The sequence below is a fragment of the Labrenzia sp. ATLA3 genome (assembly GCF_057180185.1).
On the sequence record NZ_JBXUKV010000006.1, the window covers coordinates 41,877 to 55,170 of the forward strand.

The following is a 13,294-nucleotide window of genomic DNA, read 5'->3' on the forward strand; positions in this document are numbered from 1 at the left end:
AGTGGCATGACTGCTCGGTCCTGTCACCGCGTTCGATAACCGCAACAGGCTGGACCCCCACAACAGCCAGCCTGATTACGACCCATCGGCCACAAGACTGCAGCACCGGAAAGGTTTCCTTTCCGGTGCTGTCCGTTTTTTCGCAAACGAAAAAAGTCACGCGTTACCACGTGGCTTTCAACGATTGGCAGTCTGCCAGACTTACTTACATGTTCGGATAATTCGGACCGCCGGAGCCTTCGGGAACCGTCCAGGTGATATTGCCGTTCGGGTCCTTGATGTCGCAGGTCTTGCAGTGCACGCAATTCTGCGAGTTGATCTGGAACCGCGGCGCATCTTCGCCTTCCTCGATCCACTCATAAACACCCGCCGGGCAATAACGGCTGGAGGGGCCGGCAAAGACGTCGTGTTCCGAACGCTTCTGCAGCGCCTCGTCCTTCACCTTCAGATGGATCGGCTGATCCTCTTCGTGATTGGTGTTGGACAGGAAAACAGACGACAGCTTGTCGAAGGAAACGACGCCATCCGGCTTCGGATAGTCGATCTTCTTGCAATCCTTGGCCGGCTTCAGCGTGTCGGCGTCTTTTTTGCCGTGCTTCATCGTCCCGAAGAAGGAGAAGCCGAACAGCTCGTTGGTCCACATGTCGAGCCCGCCAAGGGCGATACCGATTGCGGTGCCGAATTTCGACCACAGCGGCTTGGCATTGCGCACACGCCACAGATCCTTGCCGATCGGGCTTTCGCGCCAGGTCGCGTCGTAGTTGCTCAGCTCGTTATGGGCCTCCCCGCGGCCGATGGCTGCCATCACTTCCTCAGCTGCCAGCATGCCGGACAGCATTGCGTTGTGGGAGCCCTTGATGCGGGGCACATTGACGAAGCCCGCGGAACAGCCCATCAGCAGGCCGCCGGGGAAGGAGAGCTTCGGAACCGACTGGTAGCCGCCTTCGGTGATGGCACGGGCGCCATAGGAAATGCGCTTGCCGCCTTCGAAGGTATCGCGGATGGCCGGATGCGTCTTGAACCGCTGGAATTCATCGAAAGGTGACAGCCAGGGGTTTTCGTAATTGAGGTGAACGACGAAGCCGACCGCCACCTGGTTGTCTTCCAGATGATACAGGAAGGTGCCGCCGCCCGTCTTGCCGTCCAGCGGCCAGCCGAAGGAGTGCTGCACGAGGCCGAGCCGGTGTTTTTCCGGGGCAACCTGCCACAATTCCTTGATGCCGATGCCGAACTTCGGAAAATCACTGTTCTTGTCGAGGTCGTATTTCTCAATGAGCTGCTTGGCGAGAGAGCCGCGGGCACCTTCGCCGATCAACGTGTATTTGCCGCGCAGCTCCATGCCGCGCGTGAACATGGCGTTGGGCTTGCCATCCCGGCCGATTCCCATGTCGCCTGTTGCAACGCCAACCACGTTGCCGTTGTCGTCATAAAGAAGTTCGGCGGCGGCAAAGCCCGGGTAGATTTCGACACCCAGAGCTTCAGCCTTCTCGGCGAGCCAGCGGCAGACGTTGCCGAGCGAGACGATATAGTTGCCGTGGTTGTTCATGAGCTTCGGCATGAACATGTTCGGCAGGCGCATGGAGCCTGCAGGCCCCAGCACGAGGAAATGGTCGTCGGTGACCGCCGTCTTGATCGGCGTCTCTTCTTCGCGCCATTCCGGAAGCAGCTGGTCGAGAGCGATTGGGTCGATCACTGCGCCGGAGAGAATATGCGCACCGACCTCGGACCCCTTTTCCAAGACGACGACGCTCAGCTCCTCGCCCTTGTCATTGGCGATCTGTTTCAGCCGGATCGCAGCTGCCAGGCCTGCGGGCCCGGCGCCAACGATCACAACATCCACATCCATGCTCTCGCGTTCGCCAAGCGCTTCTTGTTCGCTCATCTTTTTCTCCCTCCGCCCAAAGGGCAACATCTGCGCCGCAAGGAGCTCTGTTCAGGTTAGCCAGCGTCTCGATAACGGCTGATATCCGACTGTCAGAGCAACTTGACCACGTTCGTTCAGAACCAGTGCCTATTAGCCCTTACCGCTTATTTGCCTTATTTTGCAGCGCAAAACACGACATTTTTCATCGGCAATTGCGAAATCAGGACGCTGATCCTCCTGTTGAGGCCCAGATAGACCAAAGCAGGCAAAGGGCGTCAAGTGCCGATATTCCGCTTACGTAAGCGTTATATCGCACGGGGTTATCTTCGCTCTCGTGTGCACAGGCTTTGGAAAACCGGCCGCATTGAGCGTGTCACACTGCTGCATGCTTGTAGAAATGACCGGGGTCGTTAAACTCCGCGCCGGAGGCAGCCACTTGCAACAGATCCCGAACGACCCAAGACATCTCGAAGCCCTGCTGGATTTCTACGCGGGGGCGGGGGTCGATTGTTTTCTTCAGGACGATCCCGTCGATTGGGTGGCGCTCACACGAGAGCACACCGCGCAAAGGGCGCAAGCCGCTCCGCAAGCGGCAGGACACAGCCAGCCGCAGCAGCCGCGGCATCAGACGCCTGCAAACAATTTTCAGGGTCAGACAGCGGCCCCGGTTCCGGCCGCACCCGTTGCAGCTTCGGTCGGCACAGCACCGCCTGCGTCCGTGGGCCAGGCGCCGGTTTTGCCCGACAGGGAAATCATCGCTGCTGCCCGGGATCTGGCGGCGTCGGCCCCGACGCTCGACGAGCTGCGCAAGTGCCTGAGCTCCTTTGAAGGGTGCAACCTGAAACTGACGGCCAAAAAGCTTGTGTTTGCCGATGGCAATCCTGCGGCGAAGCTCATGTTTGTTGGCGAGGCGCCAGGGCGTGACGAGGACTTGCAGGGCCTGCCGTTCGTCGGACGTTCCGGTCAGTTGCTGGACAGGATGCTGGCAGCCATCGGTCTGGATCGCTCTTCGGCCTACATCGCCAACGTGGTGCCCTGGCGGCCGCCGGGCAACCGGACGCCGACCCCGCAGGAAACCGAAATCTGCAAACCGTTCATTTTACGCCAGATAGAGCTGGTCAACCCGGATGTGCTCGTCTTTCTCGGCGCGGCGTCGGCCAAGACCCTGCTCGGCGTTCAGGACGGCATTCGCAAGATGCGCGGTCGCTGGATGACCTACCCCTGCAAGGGGCGGGATATCTCGGCCATCGCCACCTATCACCCGGCCTACCTCTTGCGCAGCCCACTTGAAAAGCGGCTGTCCTGGCGAGATTTTCTGGCAATCAAACAGAAGCTTGGTGAAAAGACGCCGGATTGATCAGCGCGCTGTGTGATTGCAGCTTGCCAGGCAGAAGCGCTTTTGCCTGCTGCTTGGTGCTGAGCAACATCGCTGAAAAACCGCGCGGATCCTCTTGTTGGCGTCGAAAGTAGCATTTCGGCAAAAGGGAGCGGCTGGCAGAATTCGGGCGGGAATGTGCTATTTTGCCGGAACTCTGAACAACCTGGTCACGACAATGGATGCAGACAAATGCATTGCGGCGCTTGTCGTCGACTTGGCGGACATGTCCTGTTTCGAAGCAACCGCCTATGATCTGACGGACAAGGGCTGCTGGATCGCGTCCGACAAGGTTGACCTCCTGAAAGAGGAAGTTGGCTTGCGTCTGGCAGGCTTCGACAGGCTGGTGCGCGGGACGGTGATTGCCTATGGCGACCAGCAAGCCCAGATTTCCTTTCAGGTTGAACACCAGAGCCAGGGAGAAAAACGCCGTGAAGCCCGGCGTCAGGTCCGGATCACGGCCATTGTCTGCGGAAAGACCAACCCGGTGACGCTGAAGTGCCGGATAATCGATGCCAGCAGATCCGGCTGCCGGCTGCAGGGAGACAGACTGGATCGTCTTCCTGCGGATATCGAAGTCTTTATTCCCGATCTTGATCTGCCCATCAGCGCAAAGATTGTCTGGCGCAAGAACAGCGAGGCCGGAGCCAGGCTCACCTGGCCGTTTGAACCGGCGCAGAAACCCGAACCGGAGGACCTGCTGGAGCGCCTGAAGGAAGAAGAAGCCAAGCCGAAACGCAAGGCAAAAAAGAAGATCAGCGCGTTCGGCAGTTGAGCTGGTCTTCGCGTTATAAAAGCGCGCAGCACGGTTTTGACGGTCAGAGCCTTTGCAAGCGGCCCTCGCGTACATATATCGGAAGGAGATTGTGAACTCTTTCAGGGCTTTTTTCGCGTGATTTCATCCCTTCGCCGGTTACTTCCCAAACGCTTTCGAAATGACAAGACGGTAATCCCGGTCGTGCGCCTCAGCGGCGCGATTGGCGGCGGTGGACCGCTGCGGTCCGGGTTGTCCCTTGCGACCGCGTCCATCCCGCTGGAAAAGGCCTTCTCGATGAAGAAGGCGCCGGCAGTGGCCCTGGTCATCAATTCGCCGGGCGGGTCGCCCGTTCAGTCGCGGCTTATCTTCAAGCGGATACGCGAACTGGCGAAGGAAAACGAGAAGGACGTTCTGGTCTTCGTCGAGGATGTGGCTGCCAGCGGCGGCTACATGATTGCGCTCGCGGGAGACGAGATCTTCGTTGATCCGTCGTCCATCGTCGGCTCTATCGGCGTTGTTGCGGCCGGGTTCGGCTTTACCGAGATGATCAAGAAGATCGGTGTTGACCGGCGTGTCTATACAGCTGGTGAAAAGAAGGTCACGCTTGATCCTTTCCAGCCGGAAGTGCCGGAAGACATCGAATACATCAAAAGCCTGCAGCTTGAGATCCACGAGACCTTCATCGACATGGTCAAGTCGCGCCGGGGCGATGTGCTGGCAAACGACCCCGACCTTTTTTCGGGCAAGTTCTGGACCGGCCGAACCGGTGTCGAACTGGGGCTTGTCGATGCAATTGGCGACCTGCGTGGCGTGATCAAGGATCGCTTTGGAGACAAGGCCGAACCGAAACTGATTTCCGCGCCTCGGGGGCTTTTGGGCCGCAAGGCTGGGGTTGGGGTCAACCTCGGCAAGGGTAGGCTGCTGGAAGGCGTTGGCGAGGAATTGATCTCCTCTGTTGAAGAGCGGGCAATGTGGATGCGCTATGGCCTTTAAAAAGGCACAATGAGTGTGTGAAAATCGGGCGAGCAAGGGGAAACGATATGACCGAACTGATAGGCGTGGCCGCATTGGCAGTGGGTGGCTACTGGATCGTGCAGCGCGTGAAGCGCAAGATGGCCGAGGTTGAAAACCAGATTTCCCGGGCCGCTGCCAAGGCAGATCCGAATGGCCGTGGCGCCAAACTGGTGCAGGATCCGGTCAGCGGCAAATACCGTCCGCAAGCCTGAGGAAACGGCGGGCAATTTGATCACCCGCCGTCACTATTCTTTCTTTCGTCAGCATTATTTCGCCGGGACTGCCCGGAACAGGCCCCAGCGGGCCGGTCCACTGCGCGCGGTAACGGCCAGCAGCACGAGCGTCACCACCAGCAACATCAGTTCAGCCAGAGGGCTGGACAGCCAGATGCCGCTCTCTCCGAAATAGGCCGGCATCACGAACACCAGCGGCAGGAAGAAGGCATAGGGCTTGGTGAGGCTCAAAAGTGCCGCCCGACCAGCGTCCCCCAGCGCCTGAAAATAGGTCGCCACCATGAACTGCGGTCCCGCCACAAAATAGAGCGCCACGATCACCGGAAGGATCCGGCCGACGTCCTTTGCGACAAGGGGATCGTCGACAAAGGCGAAGCCGATCTCGTGCGAGAACAGTGTCAGCACCAACTCCGCGAGACCGCAGTAGGCAAATGCCGTAACCAGCCCCAAACGCAACGTATTGTCCGAGCGATGCCACAGGCCCGCACCGGAATTGTTGCCGATCATGGCCTGCAGCGCCTGGGCAAGGCCCAGGAGAGGCAAATAACAGAAGGTCATGATGCGAGTGACGATCCCGTACGCGGCAACCGTTGCCTCGTAGCCGCTGGCACCAGCCGACTGAAGCGCGGCGATGGTCGCCGCGGAACCGATGGCAATGCCGATGAAGCTCAGGCTCTGGGGCGCGCCAAGCATCAGGATGGCGCGCCAGGATGACGTCAGCGGGTACCGCAGAAGCGCGACCGGAGACAGGTCCGTTTTCCCGCTCAGCCGAAAGGCCAGCATGATTGCAAGCGCCAGGGCTTGCGCCAGCACGGTACCGACCGCACTGCCGGCTACGCCATAGTCGAAGACCGCGATCAGCAGATAATCGAAAACGATGTTGGCCAGCGAAACAAGCAGGCTGAAGACTGCCATCAAGACGGCAAGGCCTTCATTGCGCAGGGCATCCGCATTTACCGACAGAACGAACATCAGCGGAGAGAAAGCAACCGTAATGGCCAGATAGGTATGGCTCATACCGGCAATCTCCGCCGAACCGTCGGCGGCGGCCCGGGTAAGCCCGTCGCCGAAGACAGCGAACAGCGTGATCACGATCGCTGCAATGGCGAGGGCCAGTCCGTGGGCACCGGCGAAAACCGCTTCAGCATCAGTCCCAAGGCCTGCCCCGAGCTTGCGGGCAAGCACGCTGGACATGCCGCTGGCAACCAGGGTGGCCAGTGCTGCCAGCAGCATATAGGCGGGAAACATCAGCGTGACCGCGCTGAGGGCGTCCGGCCCGGCGAAAAGGCCGAGGAATATGGCGTCGACCACGGTCAATAACCCGTTCATGCTCATCACAAGGATGATGGGCAAGGCGGTTCTGACCAGGGTCGGAAGGATTGGCCCATGCGTAAATGTATTGGGCCGGGATATGTCGGAAGACATTCCGTTCTCCATCAATGGGCATTTCGATCAGGAAGGAGGGGCTCGCATTGCCACCAGCGCGAAATGCGTGGGGAACAGAAAGTCTTGAAAACCAGAATTTCACCGTGACTGACGTCCGCGAGCGGCAGGCATTCTGGAGCCGGTGCGAGGGATAGCGTGGAGCCGTCGGTCCGTCAATCTGAAACAGCCACGCCCGCTTCGCCTTGACCTTGCCCCGACATCGTGGCACCTGTCGCCCGAACCGGCGGTCGTTGAACGCCGGGCAGAGCCACATTCGCGGAACATCTTCATGTCGACTGAAACCCTGCCGGCGCACATGCGGCCGGAAAATTCCTTTCAAGGCCTGATCCTGACCCTGCAGCGCTACTGGGCCGACCAGGGCTGCGTTGTGCTTCAGCCTTACGACATGGAAGTCGGCGCCGGTACGTTTCACCCGGCAACGACACTGCGCTCGCTCGGTCCGCGTCCGTGGCGTGCTGCCTATGTGCAGCCGTCGCGCCGGCCGACAGATGGCCGCTATGGCGAGAACCCGAACCGCCTGCAGCACTATTACCAGTTCCAGGTAATCCTGAAGCCGTCGCCGTCGAACCTTCAGGAGCTCTATCTGAACTCGCTCTATGCCATCGGCCTCGATCCGAAGCTGCACGATATCCGCTTTGTGGAAGACGACTGGGAAAGCCCGACCCTGGGCGCTTGGGGGCTTGGCTGGGAATGCTGGTGCGATGGCATGGAAGTCTCGCAGTTCACCTATTTCCAACAGGTGGCCGGCTTTGAATGTTCGCCTGTCTCCGGCGAACTGACCTATGGTCTGGAACGCTTGGCCATGTATATCCAGGGCGTCGATAACGTCTATGACCTCAACTACAACGGCATGGAAGGCGACGCGAAGGTTACCTATGGCGATGTCTTCCTGCAGGCCGAGCAGGAATACTCCCGGCACAATTTCGAGCACGCGGACACGGAAATGCTGTTCCGCCACTTCAAGGATGCCGAAGCCGAATGCCGCTCGTTGCTGGAAGCAGGCGCCAAGGCGCGCGAAGCTGCCGGTGCCAACGTGCACCAGGTGGTTCTGCCGGCCTATGACCAGTGCATCAAGGCCAGCCACGCCTTCAACCTGCTGGATGCGCGTGGCGTCATCTCCGTGACCGAACGCCAGAGCTATATTCTGCGTGTGCGCGAACTGGCCAAAGCCTGCGGCGCTGCCTTCCTGGAAACGGAAGCCGGCGGTGTCGGCTATGACAACCAGGCGGCCGGTTGAACGCACTCCACGTTCTTGAGCTGACCCTTTAAAATCGCGTCATTTGACCGGTGCATTTGCGCCCGCTGACAGGCGGCTTGCGTGCTGTGGTGTTTCCTGCCACCAGCGCGAGCCTGCGCAGTTCGCGAACGTATGCGCACGGTCATCCCGTCACCCATCTGCTACCAACCTGAACACCGGTGAGGCTTCGACCGCATGACCGGTCGTTCTGCCGGGCGCGAGGTGCCCGTTTCGGGCCATGGGACGTATGTGCTTCACACAAGACCGGGCGCCATCGCGCAAGTCTGAAAAGTGGCCGGAGACCGGTCGCGGGAGCGCGCTGAGCCGTCAATTTGCAAACTGGAATTATTATAAAAATCAATATGTTGATGCAAAAATGCAACTATCGGTAAATGGTCGTAACGTAAGTTTTGATATCGGTCCCGATGATTTGATCCATCTCAATGTTGGCCCATCTCCAGGCGCCTACGCCGGACGGACAGCGCGCTTCTGCGCGACGACTCATGGAGACTGAAATGAACAGGAAATGGAGCGGCCTTGCAGCCGCAGCCTTGGCGATGACGTGTGCCCAGCAGGCGCTGGCAGCCGATCTTGGAAGCAGCGAGCCGCCGGCGGCATTCGAGGCCGTCGCGCCGAAGAGCCCTTGGCAAATCCGCGTTCGTGCACTCGGTGTCATCACCCAGGACAGCGGCTCGGTGGACGGAATCTCCGGCTCCGACCTTTCCTACTCGGATACCGTGATCCCCGAACTCGACATCACCTACTTCTTCACCAACAACATCGCTGCGGAACTGATCCTCGGAACGACCTTTGCCAAGGTCAACGGTGAGGGGTCGATATCGGCTCTGGGAGAAATCGGTGAGACCTGGCTGCTGCCGCCGACCCTCACGCTGCAGTATCATTTCACCAACTTCGGCAAGTTCAAGCCCTACGTCGGCGCTGGTGTAAACTACACGATATTCTACAACCAGTCGGCAGATAGTGCAGACAACCTGCATATCAAAAACAGCTTCGGCGCGGCTTTGCAGGCTGGTTTCGACTATATGATCGATGACCACTGGGGCGTGAACCTCGACGTCAAGAAGATCTTCCTGGAGCCCGACTACGACGTGACGGTCGGCGGCACGAAGATGCACGGTACGGCGGAAATCAATCCCTGGCTCGTGGGTGCTGGTCTCACCTACCGGTTCTGATCGAGGCACTTTAAAGTTTGCAAATTGATGCGGCGAATGAGCCGGGGCTGCCTAGCGGTCCCGGCTTTTTCGTGTCCGGGGGCTCCAGGCCATCCAGTCCGGCTTCTATCTGTGAGGAGGCTCCCGTGGCCTGATCTGGCTCGAGGTAAAGGACAATTGCGCAGAGAAGCGAAAATCACTGTTTTCGCAGTGGAGACCCGCAGCCTTGAAAAGAACGGCCGGTTCAGATGATTTTGGCCCGGTAACCTGTGTTCCAGATTACTCTTTGTCGTTTCACGACTGCCTGTAGAGTCGATCCGGATGACAAGCTATTCGTCAGCGGTTAGCTTCCTCGGCAGATTCCGGAGGTTCATATGGTCTTTGCCTGGTTCATTCTCGCGCTGCTGATAGCGCTCTCCCTGATAGTGATCGTTCTTTACAATGCTCTGGTCCGCAAACGGCAGATGGTCGAGGAAGGCTGGAGCGGCATCGATGTGCAGCTCAAGCGCAGGGCCAATCTCGTTCCCAATCTGGTCGAGACCGTCAAGGGCTATGCGTCCCACGAACAGGACACCTTGAACGCGGTGACGCAGAAGCGGGCGGAGGTAACGTCCATGTCCAGGGACGATGTCGCAGGCCGCGCCAAAGCGGAAGGCGAACTCAGTCAAGCGCTGGGCCGGCTTTTTGCAGTGGCGGAGGCCTATCCCGACCTGAAGGCCAGCCAGAACTTTTCCGACCTGCACAAGTCACTCGACGAGATCGAGAACGCCATTCAGATGGCCCGCCGCTATTACAACGGTGCTGTCAGGAACCTGAATGTCGCTGTCGAGAGCTTTCCGTCCAATCTGATCGCCAGTCAGTTCAAGTTTGAAAAGGCCGAGTATTTCGAAATCGAAGACGAGGCCGACCGCGCGGTGCCAAAGGTCCAGTTCTGAGGAGCCCACTATGCTGAACCGGATCTCAGCCTGCATTCTTGCTGCCTTCGTCCTGCTGGCCGCGGGCATCGGGGCACATGCGGACGAACGCATCTTGAAGTTCGTTTCCGATATCGACGTTGCCCGCGATGGTACGCTGACAGTCACGGAAACGATTACCGTGCGTGCGGAGGGCAATCAGATCAGGCGCGGCATTTTCCGCGACATTCCGCTTGCGGTGGAGGGGGCGAACGGGCGCATCTACAAGGCCGGGTTCAAGCTGCTTTCCGTGCAGCAAGGCGGTGTTCCTGCGCCGTACCACATCAACGAAAACAGCCAGGGTGTCCGGATCTATGTCGGGGAGGAGAACACCTTCCTGCAGGCGGGCAACTACACCTACACCTTCAGCTACGAAACCGACCGGCAGATCCGCTTTTTTGAAGACCATGACGAGGTCTACTGGAACGCGACCGGCAACGAATGGATCTTCCCCGTCGATGAAGCCATCGCCCGCGTCGTTCTGCCGAAGGGCGTGAAAGCCAGCGAATGGACGGCCTACACGGGCGGTTACGGAGAGACCGGCAAGGCTTTCGAAGCGCGGAGCGCTCAAGGCGGTTCGGAAGTGATCTTCCGGACGACGCAGGTTCTGCCACCCTACGAAGGCCTGTCGGTCAACGTCAGTCTGCCAAAGGGCGCGATTACGCCGCCCTCGGACGCTGAAAAGCTCGAGTATTTCGTCAACGACTACAGATCGGAACTGATCGGCGGAGCCGGGGTGCTGCTGGTGCTCCTGTATTACTTCGCCGCCTGGTGGATGGTTGGACGCGATCCTGCTGAAGGTGTTGTGTTTCCAAGATTCTCACCTCCCGCTGGCATCTCACCGGCGCTTGCAAAATATATTCAGAACCAGGGCTTCGGTGACGGCGGCTGGGTCGCGTTGTCGGCCGCCTGTCTCAACCTGGCCGTCAAGAAACGTTTGCGGCTTGAGGAAGAGGACGGCGACACGACGCTGGTGTTGAACCGAACTGGCCGGGAAGGGCAAATTCCCGGATTTGGCCTTCCAAAGGGCGAGGCAGCGCTGGAGGAATGGTTGAGCGGACGGGACAGCCCGTTGCCCCTGAACAAGACCAACGGCAAGTCGATCCAGGCTTTGGGCAGAAAATTTCGGGCGGCGATCGAGCGGGAAAGCCGGGACGTTTATTTCAGAACCAACAAGCGGTTTCTCATACCCGGTTCCATTCTGAGCCTGGTCACCATTGTCGCTCTTCTGGCTTTCGGCGGGCTGCAGCCCGGCCAGGAAGGGTTCGTCATCATCTTTCTGGTCTTTTCCATGTTCGCGACCGTCTTTGCGATCAATATCGGCAAAGCCATTTTCCGCTTCGCCAGCATGAAACTGCGCATGGCCCTGATATTCGTGGTCTTCGGCCTCGGCGTTGCAGGAGCGGCCTTCGGTGCCTTCCACGTGAATGGCGGAGTGGACTCCCTGCCTGTTCTGCCGTTCATCGCGGTGGCGCTGGTCGCCCTGAACATTCTGTTCTTTTTCCTGATCAGTGCGCCGACGGCGCTTGGGCGTCAGGCTCTTGACGAGATCGAGGGACTTCAGATGTACCTGAGCGTGGCTGAAAAGGAACGGCTCAACATGGCGGAAGTCCCGGACATGAGCACCGATCACTTTGAGGAGCTTCTGCCGTATGCCGTGGCGCTTGGTGTTGAAAAACCTTGGGCGAAGGCCTTTGAAGCCTGGCTGACCACGGCGGCAGGGGCGGCAGTCGCAGCCAGCTATCATCCGGGCTGGTACGGCGGCAGCCATTTCGACGCCCGGCATGTGTCTGACAGCCTGGGCCGGACGGCAAGTTCCATGGCCGGGTCTTTCCAGTCCTCGCTTCCTGCCCCTAAGTCATCGAGCTCGGGATCGTCTGGCTCTTCGGGTGGTTTTTCCGGTGGCGGCGGCGGCGGCGGTGGCGGAGGAGGCTGGTAGGCAACCCTGGGTCGGCAGGTCTTCCTTGCACAGGCCGCTTTGTAAGGCATAGTGGAAGCCTGAGACAGGGGCGAGAATGCAGATGGCCGGCGAAACGATCACGCTTACGGAATTTGTCAGCTTCAATCTGGCCATCCTCGTCTATTTTCTAGGGGTGCGGCTGAACAAGAAGATTGGCCTTCTGGACAGGTTCAACATACCAGAACCTGTGTCCGGCGGTCTGCTGGTGGCGCTGTTCTCGCTCGCTGTCTATCTGAGCCTTGGAACCGAAATCGGGTTCTCCCTGCAGTCTCGCGACTACCTTCTGTATTGCTTCTTCACCGCAATCGGCCTGAACGCGCGCTTTGCGGATCTTGCCAAGGGCGGCAAGCCGCTTTTGATCCTGCTGATGCTCACCGTCTGTTACATGCTGCTGCAAAATGCGGTTGGCACGGGGCTGGCGGCGGCGATGGGGCTTCCCACAGGTTTCGGTTTGCTGGGCGGGACCATTTCGCTGGTCGGCGGCCATGGCACGGCAATCGCCTGGGGGCCGAAGCTGGCCGCCGACTACGGCGTTGCGGGGGCCGTCGAGATCGGGGCTGCAACGGCAACGCTCGGCTTGATCGCCGCCAGCCTTCTGGGCGGGCCGGTCGGCAAGTTCCTGATGGAGAAACTGGGTGGGAGACCCGATCCGAACCGCCCGGAAGAAGCCCCGATGATCGGCCTTGAGATGGATCGGGAAGCGGACGCAAGCGTGACGCACACCGGGCTGATGCGTTCCCTGCTGGTTCTCAATATCGCAATCGGTCTCGGCGTTGCGCTTCAGGAAGCTTTGAGCACGGGCACAGGGCTGGACCTTCCAGTGTTCGTCTGCTGTCTTTTCTGCGGCATCCTGCTGTCCAACACCGTGCCACTGGTCTTTCCGAAGATGACCTGGCCGGCAAGGTCCAAATCCCTGGCGGTCTTGTCCGACCTTGCGCTTGGCATCTTTCTGACGATGTCCCTCATGAGCCTTCAGCTCTGGACCATTGCGGGTCTGGCGGGGCCGATGCTTCTGATTCTCTTCACGCAGATCGTCGTCGCAGCCGCCTTCATCATTCTGGCGCTCTATCCGCTGATGGGGCGCAATTACAATGCGGCGGTGCTGGGGGCTGGTTTTGCAGGGTTCGCCCTGGGGGCGACACCGACCGCCATTGCCAATATGACGGCAATCACCAAACACTTCGGACCGGCAACCCAGGCCTTCCTGATCCTGCCGCTGGTTTCGGCTTTCTTCGTGGATCTGGCCAACGCAGTCATCATCCTCCTGTTTCTGGGTGGATGAG

General features: G+C 59.4%; 11 protein-coding genes. 9 read left to right on the plus strand and 2 right to left on the minus strand.

Going from position 1 to position 13,294, the window contains the following annotated elements; all coding sequences use genetic code 11:
- Window positions 1-205 precede the first annotated feature (205 nt).
- Window positions 206-1,882 carry an electron transfer flavoprotein-ubiquinone oxidoreductase gene (locus AC2A6O_RS16940; RefSeq protein ID WP_498928822.1) on the minus strand — a complete coding sequence of 559 codons (1,677 nt, stop codon included), beginning with the start codon at window positions 1,880-1,882 and terminating at the stop codon, window positions 206-208.
- A gap of 379 nt (window positions 1,883-2,261) precedes the next feature.
- On the opposite strand from AC2A6O_RS16940, the gene AC2A6O_RS16945 reads away from it, so the two are divergent.
- The 4 genes from AC2A6O_RS16945 to AC2A6O_RS16960 all read left to right on the plus strand — a co-directional run bounded on the left by AC2A6O_RS16945 (window position 2,262) and on the right by AC2A6O_RS16960 (window position 5,222).
- Entirely contained in the window at window positions 2,262-3,221 is a 960-nt protein-coding gene (locus tag AC2A6O_RS16945; protein WP_498928824.1) for a uracil-DNA glycosylase, read from the plus strand.
- Between the two features lie 196 nt (window positions 3,222-3,417).
- On the plus strand, window positions 3,418-4,014 hold the full coding sequence (locus tag AC2A6O_RS16950; protein WP_498928825.1) for a PilZ domain-containing protein: 597 nt from the start codon (window positions 3,418-3,420) through the stop codon (window positions 4,012-4,014).
- 117 nt (window positions 4,015-4,131) lie between these two features.
- A complete protein-coding gene (locus AC2A6O_RS16955) occupies window positions 4,132-4,989 on the plus strand; it encodes a S49 family peptidase (protein WP_498928827.1) in 858 nt (285 codons plus the stop codon).
- Between the two features lie 47 nt (window positions 4,990-5,036).
- Entirely contained in the window at window positions 5,037-5,222 is a 186-nt protein-coding gene (locus AC2A6O_RS16960; RefSeq protein WP_006935813.1) for a hypothetical protein, read from the plus strand.
- 54 nt (window positions 5,223-5,276) lie between these two features.
- Here the strand turns inward: AC2A6O_RS16960 and AC2A6O_RS16965 are convergent, their stop codons facing one another.
- The gene (locus AC2A6O_RS16965) at window positions 5,277-6,668 is read right to left on the minus strand and encodes an MATE family efflux transporter (protein WP_498928829.1); all 1,392 of its coding nucleotides are present in this window, start codon (window positions 6,666-6,668) and stop codon (window positions 5,277-5,279) included.
- Window positions 6,669-6,984: 316 nt separating this feature from the next.
- Here AC2A6O_RS16965 and AC2A6O_RS16970 point away from each other — a divergent pair, with 316 nt between their 5' ends.
- From AC2A6O_RS16970 to gltS, 5 genes are all read left to right on the plus strand, one after another.
- The gene (locus AC2A6O_RS16970; RefSeq protein WP_205514114.1) at window positions 6,985-7,926 is read left to right on the plus strand and encodes a glycine--tRNA ligase subunit alpha; all 942 of its coding nucleotides are present in this window, start codon (window positions 6,985-6,987) and stop codon (window positions 7,924-7,926) included.
- 515 nt (window positions 7,927-8,441) lie between these two features.
- Entirely contained in the window at window positions 8,442-9,119 is a 678-nt protein-coding gene (locus AC2A6O_RS16975) for an OmpW/AlkL family protein (protein WP_498928831.1), read from the plus strand.
- Between the two features lie 353 nt (window positions 9,120-9,472).
- A complete protein-coding gene (locus AC2A6O_RS16980) occupies window positions 9,473-10,033 on the plus strand; it encodes a LemA family protein (RefSeq protein WP_498928833.1) in 561 nt (186 codons plus the stop codon).
- 10 nt (window positions 10,034-10,043) lie between these two features.
- A complete protein-coding gene (locus AC2A6O_RS16985) occupies window positions 10,044-11,990 on the plus strand; it encodes a DUF2207 domain-containing protein (RefSeq protein ID WP_498928835.1) in 1,947 nt (648 codons plus the stop codon).
- Between the two features lie 82 nt (window positions 11,991-12,072).
- Window positions 12,073-13,293 carry a sodium/glutamate symporter gene (gene gltS / locus AC2A6O_RS16990; RefSeq protein WP_498928837.1) on the plus strand — a complete coding sequence of 407 codons (1,221 nt, stop codon included), beginning with the start codon at window positions 12,073-12,075 and terminating at the stop codon, window positions 13,291-13,293.
- The last annotated feature ends 1 nt before the right edge of the window (window position 13,294 follow it).